Raw genomic sequence first — 18,729 nt, forward strand, 5'->3', positions numbered from 1 at the left:
GCGGTCAGACGACCGCGCGCTCCTCGGCGAAGTGGCAGGCCGACGGGTGGTTCGCGACCCGCGTGACGAGCTCGGGCACTTCGGTGGCGCAGATGTCCTGCGCCTTCCAGCACCGCGTGCGGAACCGGCAGCCCGACGGCGGGTCGATCGGCGACGGCACGTCACCGGTCAACCGGATGACGTCGCGCCGGCCGCGCTGGGTCGGGTCCGGCACCGGCACCGCGGACAGCAGCGCCTGCGTGTACGGGTGCGTCGGGTGCTCGTAGATCTGCTCCTCGGTGCCGATCTCCACGATCTTGCCGAGGTACATCACCGCGACGCGGTCCGACAGGTGCCGCACGACGGACAGGTCGTGTGCGATGAACACGTACGACAGGCCCATCTCCTGCTGGAGGTCGCCCAGCAGGTTCATGACCTGCGCCTGGATCGACACGTCGAGCGCGGACACCGGCTCGTCGCACACGATCACCTTGGGCTTCAGCGCCAGTGCCCGCGCGATGCCGATGCGCTGGCGCTGGCCGCCGGAGAACTGGTGCGGGTACCGGTTGATGTGCTCCGGGTTGAGGCCCACGATCTCCAGGAGCTCCTGGACCTTCCGCTGCCGGTCGCCCTTGGGCGCGACCTCGGTGTGGATCTCGTAGGGCTCACCGACGATGTCGCCGACCGTCATGCGCGGGTTCAGCGACGTGTACGGGTCCTGCAGCACGATCTGGATGTCGCGGCGCAGCTTGCGCAGCTCCGCGCCCTTCATGCCGAAGATGTCGCGGCCCTCGAAGCGCGCGATGCCCGACGTCGGCGGTTCCAGGCGCATCAGCACCTGGGCCAGCGTGGACTTGCCGCAGCCGGACTCGCCCACGACGCCCAGGGTCTCGCCCTTGCCGAGCGAGAACGAGACGCCGTCGACGGCCTTGACGTGGCCCACGGTGCGCTTGAACAGCACGCCGACGCGGACCGGGAAGTGCTTGACGAGGTTCTCCACCTCGAGGATCGGCTCAGCCACGAGCGACGACCTCCTCCGCGATGTGGCACCGGCTGGTGCGGCCCATGCCGAGGTTGTGCACGGCGGGGACCTCGGTGACGCACCGGTCGAACGCGCGCGGGCAGCGCGGGTTGAACGGGCAGCCGGGCGGGATGTTGGTCAGCGACGGCGGCAGACCCTTGATCGTCTTGAGCTCCTGGCCGCGCAGGTCCACGCGGGGCAGGGACTCGAGCAGCGACTCGGTGTACGGGTGCCCCGGCGCGCGGAACAGCTCGTAGACGTCGGCGTGCTCGACGATGCGGCCCGCGTACATGACCGAGATCCGGTCCGCGACGTCGGCGACGACGCCGAGGTCGTGGGTGATCAGGATCATGCCCATGTCGCGTTCCTTCTGGATCTCCGCGAGCAGGTCCATGATCTGGGCCTGCACCGTGACGTCCAGTGCGGTCGTGGGCTCGTCCGCGATCAGCAGCTCCGGGTCGAGCGCGAGCGACATCGCGATCATCGCGCGCTGCCGCATGCCGCCGGAGAACTGGTGCGGGTAGTCGTTGACCCGTCCCTTGGCGTTCGGGATCTTGACCTGGTCGAGCAGCTCGACGGCGCGCTTGCGGGCGTCCGCTTTGGACATGCCGCGGCGGACCTTGAGCTGCTCCTCGATCTGGAACCCGACGGTGAAGACCGGGTTCAGCGCGGAGAGGGCGTCCTGGAAGATCATGGCGATGCCCTCGCCGCGGACCTGCCTGCGGTCCTCCGCCGACTTGGTCAGCAGGTCCTCGCCGCGGAACTTGATGGTGCCGTTGGTGATGAACGCCGGCGGCATGTCCAGGATGCCCATGATGGTCTGGGCGGTCACGGACTTGCCGGAACCGGACTCCCCCAGCACGGCCAGGGTCTCGCCGGCGGAGACGTGGTAGGACACGCCGTTGAGCACCTTCGCGACACCGTCGCGGGTGCGGAATTCCACGTGGAGATCCTCGACCTCCAGCAGTGGCTGAGTCACGAGATCTCCCCTATCGGGACTTGGGGTCGAGTGCGTCGCGCACGGCGTCGCCGAGCATGACGAAGGCCAGGACGGTGACCGTCACGAAGCCCGCGGGGAACAGCAGCATGTGCGGTGCCGCCTGGAAGTAGTCGCGGGACTCCGAGATCATCACGCCCCACGACACGACCGGCGGGCGCAGGCCGATGCCGAGGAACGCGAGCGTCGCCTCGGCGCCGATGAAGGCACCCAGCGCGATCGTCGCGTACACGAGCACCGGCGCGACCGTGTTCGGCAGCAGGTGCCGGAACACGATGCGGATCGGCGAGGCGCCGAGACCGCGGGCCGCCTTGACGTAGTCCTGCTGCTTGGCCACGAGCGTCGCGGACCGCATGATGCGCATCGCGACCGGCCACGACAGCACCGCGATCGAGAGCACCACCTGCGTGACGATCTTGACCACACCGGGGTTCTCGGTCGGGGCGTTCAGCGTGGTCAGGATGACGATCGCGCCGAGCACGAACGGGATGCCGGCGAAGATGTCGGCGAACCGGGACAGCACGCTGTCGATCCAGGTCTTCGCGTACCCGGCGATGATGCCGACGGTCGAACCGATCAGCACGGTCAGCAGGGTCGCGAAGATGCCGACGAGCAGCGACGCGCGGGCGCCGTGCATGGCACGGGCGTAGACGTCGTAGCCCTGCAGGTCGTAGCCGAACCAGGCGTCACCCGACGGCGGCGCCAGCGACTTGTCGAGGTTCGCCGCGCGCGGGTCGACCGACGTGAACAGCGTCGGCCAGATCGCCATCAGCACGACGACCGCGATGATGACCAGCGAGATGATGAACGTGGGCTTGCGCCGCAGCTCGCCCCACGCGTCGCTCCAGAGCGAGCGGGGCTTGCGCTGTTTCTGCGACGAGTCGTCGACGTGGCTGAGCTGGTCGACACCGGCCGCCGCGGACGCCTCGAGTCCGGCTCCACCGGACACGGATCCTGGGTCACTCATAGCGAATCCTCGGGTCGAGAACGGCGTACAGGAGGTCGACGAGCAGGCTCATCAGCAGGTACACGAGCACCAGCAGGGTCACGATGCCCGTGACCATGACGCCTTCCTTCTCCTGGATGCCGCGGAAGATCAGGCCGCCGATGCCGTTGATGTTGAAGACGCCCTCGGTGACGATCGCGCCACCCATGAGGCTGCCGAGGTCGGTGCCGAGGAACGTGATCACCGGGATCAGCGAGTTGCGCAGCAGGTGGACGCCGACGACGCGGGACTGCGGCTGGCCCTTGGCGACCGCGGTGCGCACGTAGTCGGACCGGCGGTTCTCCACGATGCTGCTGCGGCTCAGGCGGGCGACGTAGGCCATCGAGAGGCTGCCGAGCACGAAGCCGGGCAGGATCAGCTCACCGAACGTCGGGTCGGAGCTGACCGAGGTGTCCATGAAGTCGAAGCCCTGCGGGCCGAGGTACAGGCGCAGCACGAAACCGGTGACGAACACCGGCAGCGAGATCAGGAACAGCGTCGAGATCAGGACCAGGTTGTCCAGGAAGCCGGACTTGCGCAGACCGGTGAGGACACCGGCGATGATGCCGATGACCGCCTCGATGATCAGCGCGATGATGCCCATCTTCAGCGTGATGGGCCACGAGGTGGCGATCTGCTCGCCGACGGACACGCCGTTGAAGGTGGTGCCGAAGTCACCGACGACCAGGTTGCCCAGGTACTTGAAGTACTGGACGACCAGCGGGTCGTTCAGGTTGAGCTTCTCGCTCATCTCGGCGACGTAGGACGGGTCGCACGGACGCTGGCCGCACTTGCCGGCGAACGGGTCCTGCGGAATCGCCCAGACGAGGGCGTAGATCAGGAAGGTGGTCCCCAGGAAGACCGGTATCAGCTGCAGCAGACGGCGCAGCACATAGCGACCCATGAGGTCGGCTCCTTGCGTGGTGGGGGGCGTCTGAGCCTGAACACCGCTCCGGCCCCGCGCCCGTGACGCTCAGTGGACGCGAGGCCGGATCGTGCTAGCTGCTCACAACGGGTGTTCGGCTGTCAGCCCTTGACGCGGAACGACGCGAGGTCGGCGTCACGCTTGAAGGTCAGCTTGGCGGCGAGCAGGTTCTTCGAACGACCGCCGATGCCCTTCTCGTTCCAGGTCGGGATGGACGGCATGTCCTTCGCGATCTGGTCCTCCGCCTGCTGGTACAGCTTGATCGCGGCGGCCTCGTCCGCGGTGCCGTCGGCCTGCTCCAGGAGCTTGTCGACCACCGGGCTCGAGTAGTTCGAGTCGTTGGACGAACCACCGGTGCGGTACAGCGGGTTGAGGAAGTTCTCGATCGACGGGTAGTCGGCCGACCAGTCGGAACGGCTCATGCCGGTCAGCTGCTTGCCGTCGACGATCTGGCGGAACGCACCGAAGTTGGTGGCACCGACGAACTCGCACTCCACGCCCAGCGCCTGCTTGATGCTGTTGCAGGCCGCCTCGAGCGGCTCCTTGCGGCCACCGTCCTGGTTGGACTGGATGGTCAGCTTGCCGGTGAAGCCGGACTCCTGCAGGAGCTGCTTCGCCTTCTCCGGGTTGTACGTGCAGTACTCGCCGCAGACGCCCTTGCGGTAGCCGTTGATGCCGGGCGAGACCCAGCCGTCGGACGGCGTGAAGGAGCCGGCGAGGACGGTCTTGGTGATCTGCTCGCGGTTGATGGCCATGGAGATGGCCTGGCGGAGCTTCACGTTGTCCTTGAACGCCGGGACGTAGTACGGCAGGGCGATCGCGCTCTGGCCCAGCAGGTTCGCGGTCAGGACCTGGTCACCGAGGTCCGCCTTGTACTTCTCGCCGACCTTGGCCGACGGGGGCAGGGCCTCCATGAAGTCCAGCTTGCCGGCCACCAGGTCCTGGTAGGCGGTCTCCTGGCTGGAGTAGATCTTGATGTCGAGGGTCTTGAAGTGGACCTTCTCGCCCTTGTAGTCGTCGAAGCGGTCGAGCTTGATGAGCGAGTTCGGCGTGCGCGAGACGAACTTCAGCGGGCCGTTGCCGATCGGCTTGGCCTCGAACGCCTTGGGGTCCGCGAAGAACGCGTCCGGCAGCGGCGAGAACGGCAGGTAGCCGACCATGGTGGTGAAGACCGAGGTCGGCGCGTTGAGCGTGACCTTGAACTCGTAGTCGCTGACGACCTCGAGGCCGGACATCTTGTCGGCGGTCGGCTTCGCGGCCTCGTCAGCCGGGTGCACGTCCTTGAAGCCCTGGATGACCGAGAAGAACGAGGCGGCCTGCTGCGCGTTGTTCGCGTTGGCCGACCAGTTCCAGCCGTCGACGAAGTTCTTCGCCTTGACCTCGGTCCCGTCGTGGAACTTCCAGCCCTGCTTGATCTTGACGGTGTAGACCTTGGCGTCGGTCGACTCGATCGACTCCGCCATGAGGTTGGTGGGCTTGCCGTCCTCCGGCGCGTAGTCCACGAGGCGCGCGAACAGGGCCTCGGTGACCTTGGAGCCACCGGCCTCGGTCGTGTTGGCCGGGAACAGCGTGCTCTTGGGCTCGGTGCCGTAGATGGACACCGTGCCTTCGGGGTTCTCCTTGCCCTCGGAGGTGGACGAACCGCCACCCCCGCCGCACGCGCTGAGCGTCATGGCCAGCGCGGCCGGCAGAGCCACCCACGCAACCCGTGATCGCGACATCAATCTCTCCCGCCTATTCCCGGCGGCGCCGCAAGTGGTGCGGGCGCACGCCTCCCCGGGAGGTCTCGTCCACCTCCCAAAACGTGAGAGGACGTTAACCGGGGTGTCCAGGAGTACGCGCACTGAAACCGGTCACAAACTCGTCACGATCGTCTCAAGTCGACCTTAATTCAGCGCTGGACCAGCGAAAACGCGATGCCGTCGAGGATGTCGTGCTCGCTGCAAACGAGCACGTCAGTTCCCGCGCGATTGTGCAGCTCCTCGGCAATCGCGCGCAGAACGATCGCTCCACCGCAGATGACGTCCACCCGGCCGGGATGCATGGGTCCCAACCCGGCCCGTTCATCATGCGTCATGGAGAGAACACTGTCAGTGATTTCACGAACATTGTCAAGTGTGATGCGGGAGAGGTGGATTTCGTCGCTGTTGTACACCGCCAACCCCTGGACCAGGGCGGACAACGTCGTGACCGTTCCGGCAACGCCGATCCACGTGCGCGTCTTCTCGACCGGAACTGTTTCGAAGGCCAATTGGACCTGCTCGCGCGCAAACGCTTCCGCCTTGTCGACCTCGCCCTTCTCGGGCGGGTCGGAGTGGAGGAACCGCTCGGTCAGCCGCACGCAACCGATGTCCATCGACCGCGCCGCCTCGACCTCCGCACCGCTGCCGAGGACGAACTCGGTGCTGCCACCACCCAGATCGGTGACGAGGAAGGGTCCCCCGTCCGGGTCTAGGTCGGCGACCGCGCCGAGGTAGGACAGCCGCGCCTCCTCGTCCCCGGAGATCACCTCCGCCGGCGCCCCGAGCACCTCCTCGGTCATGCCGAAGAAGTCGTCCCGGTTGCTCGCGTCCCGCGTGGCGCTCGTGGCCACCATCCGCACGCGCTCCACGCCCTTGCGCTGCATCGTGCGCGCGTAGTCCAGCAGGGCGTCCTTCGTGCGCTTGATCGCGTCGGGGTGCAGCCGCCCCGTGGCGTCGACCCCCTGCCCGAGCCGGACGACCTGCATCTCGCGGTGCACGTCCCGCAGCCACACCGTGCCGTCGTCCCGCGTGGTCACGTCAGCGACCAGCAGCCGGATCGAGTTGGTCCCGCAGTCGACAGCGGCAACCCGCGCCATGGCTCACTCCTCGTTTCGGTGTTCTTCGGCAAGCATGGCGTAGACGAAGAGGTCACCCCACTCGCCCTTGAAGACCTCGTTCTGCCGGAAGTGCGCCTCCCTGCGCATCCCGAGCCGTTCCATCAACCGCCACGACGGCTCGTTGCGCGGGTCGCACTGCGCGATCACCCGGTGCAGCCGCACCTGCTCGAAGGCGAGGTGGAGCATCTGCTCGGCCGCCTCCCGCGCGTACCCCCTGCCCTGGAACTCCGGGTTGAAGATGTACCCCAGCTCCCCCTGCGCGTGCTCCCGGCTCAGCCACTTGATGTCGACCTCGCCGATGACCGTGCCGTCGAGCACGGCGGCGAGGGCGAGCGACTGGCCGTCCCCGGTGAGCTCGTCCATGGCCGACCACCTGAGCAGCTTCTCCGCGGTCTCGTCGCGGGTCAGTGCCTCGTCGTAGAGGTAGCGGGCGACCTCGGGGAGGCGGCGGTAGGCGTGGACGTCGTCGAGGTCTGCGGGGGTGAAGGGGCGCAGGAGGAGGCGGTCGGTCTTGATCGGGTAGTCAGGGCGCACGGTCACACCTTGCCAAGGAACACCGGCGGTGCCTCCTGGTTTTCCGGTGTCAGCGGCGTGCCCGCCACTCCTGTGCGAGCACCGCGTAGGTGTAGAGGTCGGCCCACTCCCCCTTGACCACCCTGTTCTGCCGGTAGTGGGCCTCCCTGCGCATCCCGAGCCGTTCCATCACCCGCCACGACGCCTCGTTGCCCGGGGCGGCCCTGGCGATGACCCGGTGCAGCCCGAGCTCCTCGAACCCGAACCGCAGCAACGCCCCCGCCGCCTCGCCCGCGAGTCCCCTGCCCTGGAACTCGGGGTTGAAGACGTACCCGATCTCGCCCTGCCGGTGCTCCTCGCTCAGCCACTTGAGGACGACGTCGCCGACCACCCGCCCCGCCTCCGGCCAGTGCACGGCGAGGGAGAGCCCCTGGCCGTCGCCGGTCAGCTCGGTCTGGGCGGCCTTCCTGGCGAGCAGCTCGGAGGTCCCGGCGCGGTCGGTCACCACGGTGAGGAGGTAGCGGTTGACCTCGGGATCGGTGCGGTAAGCCGCGTAGTCGTCGAGGTCCGCCGGGGTGAAGGGGCGCAGGAGGAGGCGGTCGGTCTTGATCGGGTAGTCAGGGCGCACGGTCACACCTTGCCAAGGAACACCGGTGGCGCCGCACGAATTACGGGGTGACGACGATGGCGGGCCGCTTGGCCTGCGCGCCCCAGTCGAGGACGTTGCACAGCTTCTCCGCGAGCACGTCCTGGTCCACGCCGCTCAGGTCGAGCTCGACGCGGGTCGCGATGTCGAGGGCTGCCGCATCCTCAGCGGTGAAGTCGAACGTGAGCCGCGCGGTGCCGAACCCGACCGCGGTCAGGCACCCGTAGCAGGTGCGGCCGCGTTCGGTCACGACGCAGTAGGAGTCCAGGCCGACTTCGACGTCCTGCTCGTCCGGCTCGTCGTACGAGGACCGCTGGAACGAGAACGACCGGCGGAGTCCGCTCTCGTCGAGCCCCGTGAGCGCGACCTCGATCGCCTCTTCGTCTTCGTGGTCCTCGAAGTACCCGGCCTCGACCGCGCGCAGCGCGAGGGTGGAGTGGGACAACGGATCAGGTCGTCGTGCTCATGACCGGACCGCTCGCCCCCGTGGTCGGCACGACACTGCTGGCCGCGGCCGTCGTCGTCACCGCAGTGGTCGGCTCGACGGTCGTCGTCGGCTCCACCCGCGTGGTCGTCCCCTGCGACTGGCTCGACGACCCGGCCGGCGGGTTCGACGGTTCCTGGGCGGGCGGGTTCGAGGACGAGGGCGGGGTGGACGAGGAGGACGACGGCGGCGTCGAGGAGGACGGCGGGCACGACGGCGCGGACGAGGAGGACGGCGGCGTGGACGACGAGGGCGCGGAAGAAGAGGTCGTCGGCGGCGGCGTGCACGGGTTCGACGACGACGGCGGGGTCGACGGGTTCGAGGACGACGACGGCGGCGGGGTCGACGTGGTGGGGTTGCCTGGGTTCCCGGAGTTGCCGGGGTCACCGGAGTTGCCCGGCGTCGGGTTCTGCACGTTGTTGCCGGTGTCGGGGAGCAGGGGCAGCGTGTCGACGTTGTCGGTGTACTGCTTGGCCCACTGCAGGACCGTGCGGACGTAGGAGTTCGAGTTGTTGTAGCGGAAGATCGCGGCCGAGCGGGCGGAGGGCTGGGACAGGTCGCCGCCGCCCGCGCAGAGGTAGCGGCCGGCGCCGAGGGCGGCGTCGTAGACGTTGTTCGGGTTGATGACGCCGTCGTCGTTGCCGTCGGCGCTGTAGCCCGCCCAGGTGCCGGGGATGAACTGCATGGGGCCGACGGCGCGGTCCCAGGTGGCGTCGCCGTCGAGGCGGCCCCCGTCGGTGTCGCGGATGGCGGCCATGCCGGGGGCGCCGTTGAGGACCGGGCCGAGGATCTTCGGGGTGGCGTCGCCGATGGCGTTGACGCGGCCGTTGTTGGCGTGGTTCGACTCGACCTTGCCGATGCCCGCGAGCAGGGCCCAGTCGAGGTTGCAGCCGGGGACCATGGTGGCCATCTTGTCCTCGGCGCGCAGGTACGCCTCCAGCACGACGCCGGGGATGCCGTGGTCGCCGGGGAAGTCCTCGATGACGCCGGGGTCGTTGTCGAGGTCGTCGAGGTCGCCGTCCTCCAGGTCGAGCAGCAGCGCGGCGCTGAGCTCGTCGGACAACGGCAGGCGGCCGGTCGCGCCCAGCTCGGACGGGTCGCGCCGCAGGGCGCCGAAGACGTCGGCAGGGCCCAGGGAGACCGCGATGTCGGTGTGCTTGGAGAGGTTGACCCAGTCGACCAGCCTGGTGCCCACGATCAGCGCCGGCGCGAGCATGGCAGCCAGTGCGGCCACGGCGAAGCCCTTGTGACGGGCTGACAGGGCCGCGGGACCGCGCAGTTTGGCCATTGCCACGAATACTCACCTCTCGTGCGTCATCGCGGCGCGCCGTCCGACAGTTACGGCGTGCGCCCCCTCGCTGCCCTGGTCCCAGCCTGCCTCACTCGCGAGCCCAGGTGTACCCAAGACGGAGTGAAGCGCCTGTTCGGTTCCGTTGACCGTTAACCGGCCGCGCAGTCACCGACCGGCCACAGGGCCTGCTCGCGCAGGACCGCCAGCGCCTCGTCGCCGAACGGGTTGACGCCGGGGCCCTTCGCCAGCGAGTGGGCCACGTGCACGTGCAGGCACTTGACCCTCGTGGGCATGCCGCCCGCGGTGACCTGGGTGCCCAGCGGTTCGAGGGCGTCCCGCTCCGCGAGGTACGACTCGTGCGCGCGCTGATAGGCGGCGGCGAGTTCGGGGTCCTCCGCGAGCCGGTCGGTCTGCTCCCTCATCAGCCCGTTGCCCTCCAGCGTGCTGACCAGGGAGTTCAGCTTCGGACAGGTCAGGTAGAACATCGTCGGGAACGGCGTCCCGTCCGGCAGGCGCGGGTGCGTCTGCACGACGTTCGGGTGTCCCGAGGGGCACCGCGACGCGATCGCGCGGGTTCCGCGCGGCGTCCGGCCCAGCTGCTTCGCGACCACTTCCAGGTCAGCAGCAGTTACTTGTGCGTCACCGATTGCCAAAGTTCCTCGTACCAAGACTGGTTCGCCGACGGCTTGCCCGACGGACGCTCCGATTCAGTGTTGCGGTTCTCGTCGCCCGGCAGCTGCACGATGTACGGCGTCTCGCCCGGCCGCACCCAGTGCAGCCGCTTGCGCGCCTCGATCTCCACGAACGCCGGGTCGTTCAGCTGCGCCTTGCGGTGCTCCAGCGCGGCGACCTGGTCGCGCAGCTTGTCGGACTCCGCGTTCGCGTCGCGCAGCTCGTCGCGCTGGGACAGGTAGGTCCGCAGCGGGACCGCGATGCTCAACGCCAGTGCGCACAGCACCATCGCGAACATCGCGGCCCGCCGCGTGCCGGTCATCCCGAAGGCGCCGCCCGTGCCGTCGGAACGGCGGGCGGGGCCCTTCGGACGGGGTGGCTTGCGCGCGCGGGTGGGCCGCGCCTCCCGTTCGGCACGGGGGCGGCGTGGTCGGCGCGCGCGCTCAGCCATGCGTCAGCCCTCCGGCGTGTACCGGGGGAACGCCAGCTCGCCCGCGTACCGCGCGGCGTCGCCGAGGCTCTCCTCGATGCGCAGCAGCTGGTTGTACTTCGCGGTGCGCTCACCGCGGGCGGGGGCACCGGTCTTGATCTGGCCGGCACCGGTCGCGACGGCGAGGTCGGCGATGGTCGTGTCCTCGGTCTCGCCCGAGCGGTGCGACATCATCGACTTGTAGCCGTAGGAGGTGGCCAGCGAGACCGCGTCCAGCGTCTCGGACAGCGTGCCGATCTGGTTGACCTTCACCAGCAGCGCGTTGGCGGCGCGGCGGGAGATGCCCTCCTCCAGGCGCTCCGGGTTGGTGACGAACAGGTCGTCGCCGACGATCTGGACCTTCTCGCCCAGCTCGGCGGTCATCTGCACCCAGCCGTCCCAGTCGTCCTCGGACAGCGGGTCCTCGATGGAGACCATCGGGTAGTCGCGGACCAGCTCGGAGTAGTAGCCGATCATCTGCTCGGCGGAGCGCTTGTTCTTCTCGAACGTGTAGGCGCCGTCGGAGAAGAACTCCGTGGCGGCCACGTCGAGTGCGAGCGCGATGTCGCGGCCGGCGCGGTAGCCGGCCTTCTCGATGGCTTCGAGGATCAGGTCGAGCGCGTCGCGGTTGCTGCCGAGGCTGGGGGCGAAGCCGCCCTCGTCGCCCAGGCCGGTGGCGAGGCCCTTGCTCTTCAGCACGGACTTCAGCGCGTGGTAGACCTCGGCGCCCCAGCGCAGGCCCTCGCGGAACGTCTCCGCGCCGATCGGCGCGATCATGAACTCCTGGATGTCCACGTCGGTGTCGGCGTGCGAGCCACCGTTGAGGATGTTCAGCATCGGGACCGGCAGCACGTGCGCGTTCGGTCCGCCGATGTAGCGGAACAGCTCCAGGCCGGAGCTCGTCGCCGCCGCCTTCGCGACCGCGAGGGACACGCCCAGGATCGCGTTGGCGCCCAGGCGGCCCTTGTCCGGGGTGCCGTCCAGGTCGACGAGCTTCTGGTCCACGACGCGCTGCTCGACGGCCTCGATGCCGACCAGCTCGGGGCCGATCTCGTCGAGCACCGCGGTCACCGCACGCTCGACGCCCTTGCCCAGGTACCGCTTGGCGTCGCCGTCGCGCAGCTCCACCGCTTCGTGCTCACCGGTCGAGGCACCCGACGGAACGGCGGCGCGCTCCAGCGTGCCGTCGTCCAGCGCCACCTCGACCTCGACGGTGGGGTTGCCGCGCGAGTCCAGGATCTCGCGTGCTCCGACCTGCTCGATGACCGCCACTTGCGCTCCCTGTTTCTCCTGCGTCTCGTCTCGCGACGAGCCTACTTGGGCCAGGTGACCGACCGGGGCTCGACACCGTCAGATCACAGCGGGCCGCCGGAGCCGGTCTACTGAATCGTGCCAGACGCGCCCCGGTGCCGTACACGGCTACGACAGCGACACCGGCAGGTGCTTGACGCCGTTCTGGAAGTTCGACCGCAGCCGGACGACCTCGCCGTCGAGCCGCAGCCGGCCGGGCAGGTCCAGAACTGCCTCGAAGACCGCGCGCAGCTGGGTGCGGGCCAGCTGCGCGCCGAGGCAGAAGTGCGGGCCGTGGCCGAAGCTCAGGTGGTCGGCCTCGCGGCGGCCCACGTCGAACCGGCCGGGGTCGGTGAACACGCGCTCGTCCCGGTTGGCCGCCGAGAACCACACGACGACCTTGTCCCCCGCCCTGATCTCCACGCCCGACAGCGACGTGTCGCGGACGGCCGTGCGGCGGAAGTGCATCACCGGCGTCCACCACCGCAGCACCTCCTCGACCGCCGTGCCGAGCAGCGACCGGTCGGCGCGCAGCCGGTCGTACTGGCCGGGGTGCTCCAGCAGGGCGATCAGCCCGCCCGGGATGCCGTTGCGCAGGGTCTCGTTGCCCGCCACGGAGAACAGCCAGAACAGGTTCTCGAACTCCTCGATTGACAGGTCCTCGCGCATGAGGTTGCTGATCACGTCGTCCGACGGGTGCGCACGCTTGTGCTCGCCCAACGCGTGCGCGTAGGCGTAGAGGTCGGGCATGCCGTTGCGTGCGCGCGGGTCACGGCCGTCGTCGGGACGCAGCTCCAGCGCCGCCAGCGCCATGTCCGTCATCCCGGTCGTGTCGCTGGAGGACAGGGCGTACTCGGCGTCCTGGAAGCCGATCACGCGGTTGCTCCAGTCGTAGAGCAGCGCGCGGTCCTGGCGCGGGACGCCGAAGACGTCGGCGAGCGTCAGCAGCGGCAGGTCGGCGACGTCGGCGGCGAAGTCACCGGACGGCTCGGCGACGATGCGGCGGGCGTTCTCCCGGATGCCCTCCTCCAGCCGCGCGACCGCACGCGGGGTGAACGCCCCGGTCAGCATGCGCCGCAACCGCGAGTGCTCCGGCGGGTCCTGGTTGAGCATCATCCGCTGGACGTAGGCGAGGTCGTCCGGCCTCGGGTCGCAGATCTGCGTGGCGCCGCGGTGCGAGGAGAACACGGCCGGCGAGCGCAGGACCGTCCGGACGTCGTCGTACCGGAACACCGCCCAGAAGTCGTCGATGCGCACCACGTTCTTTTCGCGCAGCCGGGTGAGTGCGTCGTGCGGGACACCGGAGGTATATGTGTCCGGGTCGAGGATCAGCTCGGCATCGGTACGCATAGAACAGGATTCTGACGTGCTCCATGTCGAACGTGGCGGGAACGGACCGCTGCTGGTGCTGCTGCACGGCCTCGGTGCCACCGGTGAGGTCTGGGAGCAGGTCGTCGCGGACTGGCACGGCAGCTGGCTCGTGCCGGACCTGCCCGGTCACGGCAGGAGCGCGCCCCTCGACCGGTACTCGTTCGGCTCTCTCGCGGCCTCCGTCGCGACCGTGATCCCTCGCGAGCCCGTCACGGTCATCGGCCACTCGCTGGGCGGTGTGGTCGGCCTGGCGCTGGCGAGCGGCTGGTTCGGGGTCGAGGTCACGACCGCGGTCGGCGTCGGGGTCAAGGTGCGGTGGACCGACGAGGAGCTGGCCAAGGCCGCCGCGCTCGCCGCCAAGTCGGCCAAGGTCTTCGGCACCGAGGCGGAGGCCGCCGACCGCGCCGCGAAGATGGCCGGCGTGCCGCTGCGGCACGGCGTGACCGAGGTGGACGGCGGCTGGGCGCCCGCGCTGGACATGCGCGCGTTCGGCGTCGGCCGCCCGGACATGGCCGGGCTGGTCATGGCCGCGCAGGCGCACGTGGTGCTGGCGGCGGGTGAGAACGACCCGATGAGCCCCCGGGAGCACCTGGAGGAGCTGGTGCCCGAGCCGGTGGTGTTCACCGGCGCGGGCCACAACGTGCACGTCGAGTCGCCCTCGTCCCTGTCCCCCGTGCTCGCTCAGCTCGCGAGGTAGCCGCCGTCGGCCGCAAGGACCACGCCGGTCACGAAGCTGGACCGGTCCGACGCGAGGAACAGCACGGTGTCGGCGATCTCCTCCGGCTCGCCGACGCGGCCCAGCGGCAGCTGCGCGCTGAACTCCTCGAACACCTCACCGGCCTGCACGACCGCGGCGTCGGTGCGGACCGGGCCGGGTGCCACCGAGTTGACGCGGACGCCGTGCCCGCCGAACTCGACGGCCCACGAGCGGGTGAACGCGTCCACCGCGGCCTTGGAGGCGCTGTACACGCTCGTGACCGCGTTGCCGGCAGCAGCGCCGATGGACGAGATGTTGATGATCGCGCCCTTCTTCTTCGCGACCATCGCCGGGGCGAGTGCGGCCGTGAGGAAGTAGGTGCCGCGCACGTTCACGTCGAACACCTGCTCGTAGGTCTCCACCGACTGCTCGGGGGTCGAGGAGAACGGGAAGATGCCCGCGTTGTTGACCAGGACGTCGACCTCGCCGACCTCCTGGGCGAGCTTGCGGACGTCGTCGAGGTCGCCGACGTCGGAGACGATGAAGTGCGCGGTGCCGCCGGCCTTCTCGACCAGCTCGACGGTCTCCTTGCCCAGCTCGGCGCGGCGGCCGGTGAGGTAGACGGTGGCACCCGCCTCCGCGAGCCTGACCGCGATCGCGCGGCCGATGCCCGAGGTGGCTCCGGTGACGAGTGCCTTCTTGCCTGCGAGTTCCTTGGTTGACATGTCCACAAATTTGGCGCAGCCGGATGGTCGAGCAGTGAATTTCGGATGAATCAGCTGGTCAGGACGGGTGTGCGGAGTCCGAAGTACAGCTGCACGAACCGCGGCAGCCGGTAGCAGCCGAGCACCACCGGTTCGATCAGGTGCACGTCGGCGAGCGACTCCAGCAGCATCTCGATGCACGCCACGTCACCGCCGTAGAGCTCGGCCGCCTCGCACACGGTGACCACGTCCCGGTCCTGGCGGGCCAGCAGGCGCAGCAGGTGGCGCTCCTCGTCGGTGAGCTGCAGCGCGGCCTTGTCCAGCGGCGCCAGCACGGCCCGGCAGTCGGACGGGACAGCGGTGCCGAGCCTGCTCTCCCGCTCCATTTGCAGCTGCAGCATCTCGACGGTCCACTGCGGCCGGGAGGACAGCTTGCCGCCGAGCACCCTGATCGGGTTCGGCAGGTGCGAGACGCGGGCCAGCACCTCGGCCGCACGCTCCGGTTCGGCGTCGATCCGCCGCGGGTCGAGGACCTTGCGGAAGAACTCGTGCGCCTCGGTTTCGGTGAGGCCAGCGGTCCTGACCCACGTGACGGCGGGCAGCTCGTTCAGCCTGCGCACGCTCGTCAGGACGAGCGCGGAACCCGGGGTGTGCAGGTCGCGCACGGACGCCGCGTCGGTGACGTCGTCGACGACGACCAGGAACCGCTTGCCGCGCGCCTTCTCCCGCCACAGCGCGGCCCGGTCGCCTGCCGGGTTCTCGACGCCGACCGCGCGCAGCAGCTCGGTCGCGACGTCCTTGCCGCGCACGACGATCTGCCCGTCGGGGAACCGGTGCCTCACCAGGTGGCCGATCCGCACGGCCAGCGCGGTCTTGCCGCTGCCGTGCATGCCGGTGATGCCGACCGTGCCGGGCAGGACCCGCAGCGCCTGCGCGATCTCCTGGGCCCGCCCGGTGAAGTCGGGCAGGTCGGGGGGCAGCTGCTCGGGCTTGCGCGGCAGGTGCAGGTCGCCGGTGAGGATCTGGGCGTGGACCTTGCGCAGCTCGGGACCGGGTTCGAGCCCCAGCTCGTCGTTCAGCAGTGCGCGCGCCTGGTGGTAGTGGTCCAGCGCCTCGGCTTGCCGGCCGTCGCGGTAGAGGGCGTGCATCAGCAGCGCACGCGGGCGTTCCCGCAACGGGTTCGCGGCCACGTGCTTCTGCAGCTCCAGCACGTCGAGCTCGCGTTCGAGCCAGTCCTCACGGGCCTTGAGCCGCTCCTGCGCGAGCCTGACCCGCTGCGCCTCGAAGTACGTGCCGGTCAGGCCTTCCAGCGGTTCCCCGCGGCAGTCGTCGACGAGCTCGGCGCGCACGGTGTAGCCGCCGTCCTTCGACCTCAGGTCCAGCTCCGGCAGGGCCTTGCGGATCTTGTACGTGTACGTGCGCAACGCCGTCAGCGCGCTCGGCGTCGGGTCGTCCCAGACCATCCCGATCAGCTGGTCGTTGCTCAACCGGATGCCGTTGTTCAGCAGCAGCGCCGCCAGCACGGCCCGCTGCTGCCGCGGGCCGAGGTCGACCTCCTCGTCCCCTCGCCAGGCTCGTACTGGACCCATCAGTGAGAAGCGCAGGCTCATGCAACGGCACAACGCCCCCGCGCATTCCCCGCTTCCCGGCTCACGGCAACGGGCGCGGTTCGACCACCTGCTTCATCACAATGGTCGACGTCAGCCCGCGCACACCGGGCAAACGGGCCAGCGTGCCCTCGTACAACCGCTGGTAGTCGGCGAGGTCGGCGGTGACCACCCGCAGCAGGTAGTCGGGGCTGCCGAACAACCGCTGCGCCTCCACGACGTTCGGCACCCCGGCGAGCGCGTCGTCGAAGTCGTCCAGCGACTCCAGCCGCACCTTCGCGAACACCAGCGCCTCGAAGCCGAAGCCGATCGCCGCCGCGTCCACCACGGCGCGGTAGCCGCGGATCACGCCCCGGTGCTCCAGCTCGCGCAGCCGGCGCTGGCAGCGGGAGACGCTGAGCTGCACGCGGTGGGCGAGGTCGGTGACGGTCATGCGGCCGTCGCGCTGCAGCTCGGCAAGGATCTTGCGGTCCACGGCGTCCATTCGCACATCCTGGCCTGTCCTCAGCGCTCATGCAGCAAAGAAAGCAAACACCTCCTGCGCGATCTCTCCTAGCTTTGCGGCATGAACCCGTTGCGCGAGCTCACCCTCGACCAGTTGCGGCAGCGGACCAGCATGAAGTGGCGGCACTACCCGCCCGACGTGCTGCCGGTGTGGGTGGCCGAGATGGACGTCCTGCTGGCCGAGCCGGTCGCGCGGGCGGTCACCGACGCGGTGGCGCTGGGCGACACCGGCTACCCCGAGGGCAGCGCCTACGCCGAGGCGCTGGCCGGGTTCGCGCGCGAGCGCTGGGACTGGGAGCCAGCCGTCGACCGCACCGCGATCGTCCCCGACGTGATGATGGGCGTCGTCGAGATGCTCCGGCTCGTGTCGGCACCGGACGCGCCGGTCGTGGTCAACTGCCCGGTCTACCCGCCCTTCTACCAGTTCGTCACGTCGATGGGGCGGCGCGTGGTCGAGGCGCCGCTGGACCCGGCGGGGCGGATCGACCTCGCCGTGCTGGAGGAGGCCTTCGACCGGGCCGGACGGGGTGCGGCGTACCTGCTGTGCAGCCCGCACAACCCGACCGGGACCGTCCACACCGCCGACGAGCTGGCCGCCGTCGCGGACCTGACCGGACGGCACGGCGTGCGGGTGGTCGTGGACGAGATCCACGCGCCGCTCGTGGCTCCCGGTGTGCGGTTCGTGCCGTACCTGAGCGTGTCGAGCAACGCGCTGTCGCTGATGTCGGCGTCGAAGGCGTGGAACCTGGCCGGGCTCAAGGCGGCGCTGGCCATCGCGGGCCCGGAGGCGGCCGGTGACCTCGCGCGGTTGCCGGAGGAGGTCGGCCACGGGCCCAGCCACGTCGGCGTCCTCGCGCACACCGCGGCGTACCGGGACGGCGGCGACTGGCTGGACGCGGTGCTGGCGGGCCTCACCGAGAACCGCCGGGTGCTGGCCGCGCTGCTGGCCGAGGAGCTGCCGGGGGTGCGCTACGAACCGGCGCCCGGCACGTACCTGGCGTGGCTCGACTGCCGCGGGCTGGGGCTCGGCGACCGGCCGGCCGGGGAGTTCCTGCGCCGCGGGCGGGTGGCGGTGAACTGCGGCGTCCCGTTCGGCACCGGCGGGGCGGGGTTCGTGCGGCTGAACCTCGCGACCTCGCCGGAGATCCTCACGACGGCGGTGCGCAGGATGGCAGCGAGCCTGCCGGCCGGTGCCGCCACGTCCGAATCGGACTGAGGTGTCCTACTCGCGCAGCGGGTTCGACGCCCCGCGACCACCCCTTTCGAGTTCTGTCGCCCGGACGGCAGTCGAAGAACCCGCCCGCGGTGGGTACCGTTGATCGAATGACGGACGGCACCTTCGAAGCTTTCCGCAGGGCGGAGGCGTTGCTGGGCCAGCAGCGGCCGTTGGACGCGCTGCGCGAACTGCGGCAGGTGCTGGACGAGGCCCCGGACGCGCCGTCCGTGCAGCTGCTCGCCGGCCGCGCCTACCTCGGGACCGCGCAGCTGCGGCGGGCGGAGGAGGCGTTCCGCAAGGTCCTCGACCTCGACCCGAGCGACCACTACGCCCGGTTCGCGCTCGGCAAGACGCTGCAACGGCAGCAGCGGCTCACCGAGGCGCTGGCGCAGCTGCGGATGGCGGTCGCGATGAACCCGTCGCCGGAGTACCAGGAGGCGCTCGGCGAGGTGAAGGCCAGGCTGGCGCTGGGCGGCGGCCGGCCGGGCTGAGCACCGC

At 69.9% G+C, this 18,729-nt stretch carries 20 protein-coding genes; 3 read left to right on the plus strand and 17 right to left on the minus strand.

Annotation, left to right across the window (positions count from 1 at the left end):
- Nucleotides 1–4: 4 nt before the first annotated feature.
- The 14 genes from ACZ7CF_RS10620 to ACZ7CF_RS10685 all read right to left on the minus strand — a co-directional run bounded on the left by ACZ7CF_RS10620 (nucleotide 5) and on the right by ACZ7CF_RS10685 (nucleotide 13,482).
- Entirely contained in the window at nucleotides 5–1,000 is a 996-nt protein-coding gene (locus tag ACZ7CF_RS10620; protein ID WP_360385926.1) for an ABC transporter ATP-binding protein, read from the minus strand.
- Entirely contained in the window at nucleotides 993–1,979 is a 987-nt protein-coding gene (locus tag ACZ7CF_RS10625; protein ID WP_360385924.1) for an ABC transporter ATP-binding protein, read from the minus strand. The genes ACZ7CF_RS10620 and ACZ7CF_RS10625 overlap by 8 nt, the downstream gene beginning before the upstream one ends.
- 10 nt (nucleotides 1,980–1,989) lie before the next feature.
- Nucleotides 1,990–2,964: an ABC transporter permease gene (locus tag ACZ7CF_RS10630; RefSeq protein ID WP_470369461.1), complete on the minus strand. Its 975-nt coding sequence runs from the start codon at nucleotides 2,962–2,964 to the stop codon at nucleotides 1,990–1,992.
- On the minus strand, nucleotides 2,957–3,886 hold the full coding sequence (locus tag ACZ7CF_RS10635; RefSeq protein WP_470369462.1) for an ABC transporter permease: 930 nt from the start codon (nucleotides 3,884–3,886) through the stop codon (nucleotides 2,957–2,959). The genes ACZ7CF_RS10630 and ACZ7CF_RS10635 overlap by 8 nt, the downstream gene beginning before the upstream one ends.
- A 122-nt stretch (nucleotides 3,887–4,008) precedes the next feature.
- A complete protein-coding gene (locus ACZ7CF_RS10640; RefSeq protein ID WP_360385918.1) occupies nucleotides 4,009–5,628 on the minus strand; it encodes a peptide ABC transporter substrate-binding protein in 1,620 nt (539 codons plus the stop codon).
- 170 nt (nucleotides 5,629–5,798) lie between these two features.
- On the minus strand, nucleotides 5,799–6,746 hold the full coding sequence (locus ACZ7CF_RS10645) for a Ppx/GppA phosphatase family protein (RefSeq protein ID WP_458429429.1): 948 nt from the start codon (nucleotides 6,744–6,746) through the stop codon (nucleotides 5,799–5,801).
- A gap of 3 nt (nucleotides 6,747–6,749) precedes the next feature.
- A complete protein-coding gene (locus tag ACZ7CF_RS10650; RefSeq protein WP_360385914.1) occupies nucleotides 6,750–7,301 on the minus strand; it encodes a GNAT family N-acetyltransferase in 552 nt (183 codons plus the stop codon).
- A gap of 49 nt (nucleotides 7,302–7,350) precedes the next feature.
- Complete coding sequence (locus ACZ7CF_RS10655) at nucleotides 7,351–7,908, minus strand: GNAT family N-acetyltransferase (RefSeq protein ID WP_360385912.1); 558 nt, start codon at nucleotides 7,906–7,908, stop codon at nucleotides 7,351–7,353.
- Nucleotides 7,909–7,948: 40 nt separating this feature from the next.
- Nucleotides 7,949–8,371 carry an Imm10 family immunity protein gene (locus tag ACZ7CF_RS10660; protein ID WP_470369463.1) on the minus strand — a complete coding sequence of 141 codons (423 nt, stop codon included), beginning with the start codon at nucleotides 8,369–8,371 and terminating at the stop codon, nucleotides 7,949–7,951.
- Nucleotides 8,372–8,375: 4 nt separating this feature from the next.
- Nucleotides 8,376–9,698 (minus strand): lytic transglycosylase domain-containing protein, encoded by a 1,323-nt coding sequence (locus ACZ7CF_RS10665; RefSeq protein WP_470369671.1) that lies wholly within the window; start codon nucleotides 9,696–9,698, stop codon nucleotides 8,376–8,378.
- A 152-nt stretch (nucleotides 9,699–9,850) separates the two neighbouring features.
- Nucleotides 9,851–10,312 (minus strand): DUF501 domain-containing protein, encoded by a 462-nt coding sequence (locus tag ACZ7CF_RS10670; protein WP_360385908.1) that lies wholly within the window; start codon nucleotides 10,310–10,312, stop codon nucleotides 9,851–9,853.
- Between the two features lie 17 nt (nucleotides 10,313–10,329).
- Nucleotides 10,330–10,824: an FtsB family cell division protein gene (locus ACZ7CF_RS10675; protein WP_360385906.1), complete on the minus strand. Its 495-nt coding sequence runs from the start codon at nucleotides 10,822–10,824 to the stop codon at nucleotides 10,330–10,332.
- 3 nt (nucleotides 10,825–10,827) lie between these two features.
- Nucleotides 10,828–12,114, minus strand: a complete 1,287-nt coding sequence (gene eno / locus ACZ7CF_RS10680; RefSeq protein ID WP_360385904.1) for a phosphopyruvate hydratase — start codon at nucleotides 12,112–12,114, stop codon at nucleotides 10,828–10,830.
- A 147-nt stretch (nucleotides 12,115–12,261) separates the two neighbouring features.
- Complete coding sequence (locus tag ACZ7CF_RS10685; RefSeq protein ID WP_470369464.1) at nucleotides 12,262–13,482, minus strand: cytochrome P450; 1,221 nt, start codon at nucleotides 13,480–13,482, stop codon at nucleotides 12,262–12,264.
- 16 nt (nucleotides 13,483–13,498) lie between these two features.
- On the opposite strand from ACZ7CF_RS10685, the gene ACZ7CF_RS10690 reads away from it, so the two are divergent.
- Nucleotides 13,499–14,200 (plus strand): alpha/beta fold hydrolase, encoded by a 702-nt coding sequence (locus tag ACZ7CF_RS10690; protein WP_470369465.1) that lies wholly within the window; start codon nucleotides 13,499–13,501, stop codon nucleotides 14,198–14,200.
- On the opposite strand, the gene ACZ7CF_RS10695 is transcribed toward ACZ7CF_RS10690, so the two are convergent.
- From ACZ7CF_RS10695 to ACZ7CF_RS10705, 3 genes are all read right to left on the minus strand, one after another.
- Nucleotides 14,185–14,925 carry an SDR family NAD(P)-dependent oxidoreductase gene (locus tag ACZ7CF_RS10695; RefSeq protein ID WP_470369466.1) on the minus strand — a complete coding sequence of 247 codons (741 nt, stop codon included), beginning with the start codon at nucleotides 14,923–14,925 and terminating at the stop codon, nucleotides 14,185–14,187. The genes ACZ7CF_RS10690 and ACZ7CF_RS10695 overlap by 16 nt on opposite strands.
- Nucleotides 14,926–14,975: 50 nt before the next feature.
- Nucleotides 14,976–16,493, minus strand: a complete 1,518-nt coding sequence (locus tag ACZ7CF_RS10700) for a BTAD domain-containing putative transcriptional regulator (protein WP_458429433.1) — start codon at nucleotides 16,491–16,493, stop codon at nucleotides 14,976–14,978.
- A 61-nt stretch (nucleotides 16,494–16,554) separates the two neighbouring features.
- Nucleotides 16,555–16,995 (minus strand): Lrp/AsnC family transcriptional regulator, encoded by a 441-nt coding sequence (locus tag ACZ7CF_RS10705; protein ID WP_360385894.1) that lies wholly within the window; start codon nucleotides 16,993–16,995, stop codon nucleotides 16,555–16,557.
- Nucleotides 16,996–17,076: 81 nt separating this feature from the next.
- Here ACZ7CF_RS10705 and ACZ7CF_RS10710 point away from each other — a divergent pair, with 81 nt between their 5' ends.
- Entirely contained in the window at nucleotides 17,077–18,231 is a 1,155-nt protein-coding gene (locus ACZ7CF_RS10710; RefSeq protein ID WP_470369467.1) for a MalY/PatB family protein, read from the plus strand.
- Nucleotides 18,232–18,338: 107 nt separating this feature from the next.
- The gene (locus ACZ7CF_RS10715) at nucleotides 18,339–18,722 is read left to right on the plus strand and encodes a tetratricopeptide repeat protein (protein ID WP_360385890.1); all 384 of its coding nucleotides are present in this window, start codon (nucleotides 18,339–18,341) and stop codon (nucleotides 18,720–18,722) included.
- The last annotated feature ends 7 nt before the right edge of the window (nucleotides 18,723–18,729 follow it).

Source organism: Lentzea sp. NPDC036955, assembly GCF_055608005.1.

What these genes read in the sequence shown, in the direction of transcription:
- ACZ7CF_RS10630 (WP_470369461.1), bottom strand. Translation starts at nt 2,964, where the DNA reads ATGAGTGACCCAGGATCCGTGTCCGGTGGAGCCGGACTCGAGGCGTCC.
- ACZ7CF_RS10635 (WP_470369462.1), bottom strand. Translation starts at nt 3,886, where the DNA reads ATGGGTCGCTATGTGCTGCGCCGTCTGCTGCAGCTGATACCGGTCTTC.
- ACZ7CF_RS10640 (WP_360385918.1), bottom strand. Translation starts at nt 5,628, where the DNA reads ATGTCGCGATCACGGGTTGCGTGGGTGGCTCTGCCGGCCGCGCTGGCC.
- ACZ7CF_RS10645 (WP_458429429.1), bottom strand. Translation starts at nt 6,746, where the DNA reads ATGGCGCGGGTTGCCGCTGTCGACTGCGGGACCAACTCGATCCGGCTG.
- ACZ7CF_RS10665 (WP_470369671.1), bottom strand. Translation starts at nt 9,698, where the DNA reads ATGGCCAAACTGCGCGGTCCCGCGGCCCTGTCAGCCCGTCACAAGGGC.
- ACZ7CF_RS10675 (WP_360385906.1), bottom strand. Translation starts at nt 10,824, where the DNA reads ATGGCTGAGCGCGCGCGCCGACCACGCCGCCCCCGTGCCGAACGGGAG.
- ACZ7CF_RS10685 (WP_470369464.1), bottom strand. Translation starts at nt 13,482, where the DNA reads ATGCGTACCGATGCCGAGCTGATCCTCGACCCGGACACATATACCTCC.
- ACZ7CF_RS10695 (WP_470369466.1), bottom strand. Translation starts at nt 14,925, where the DNA reads ATGTCAACCAAGGAACTCGCAGGCAAGAAGGCACTCGTCACCGGAGCC.
- ACZ7CF_RS10700 (WP_458429433.1), bottom strand. Translation starts at nt 16,493, where the DNA reads ATGGGTCCAGTACGAGCCTGGCGAGGGGACGAGGAGGTCGACCTCGGC.
- ACZ7CF_RS10705 (WP_360385894.1), bottom strand. Translation starts at nt 16,995, where the DNA reads ATGGACGCCGTGGACCGCAAGATCCTTGCCGAGCTGCAGCGCGACGGC.
- ACZ7CF_RS10710 (WP_470369467.1), top strand. Translation starts at nt 17,077, where the DNA reads ATGAACCCGTTGCGCGAGCTCACCCTCGACCAGTTGCGGCAGCGGACC.
- ACZ7CF_RS10715 (WP_360385890.1), top strand. Translation starts at nt 18,339, where the DNA reads ATGACGGACGGCACCTTCGAAGCTTTCCGCAGGGCGGAGGCGTTGCTG.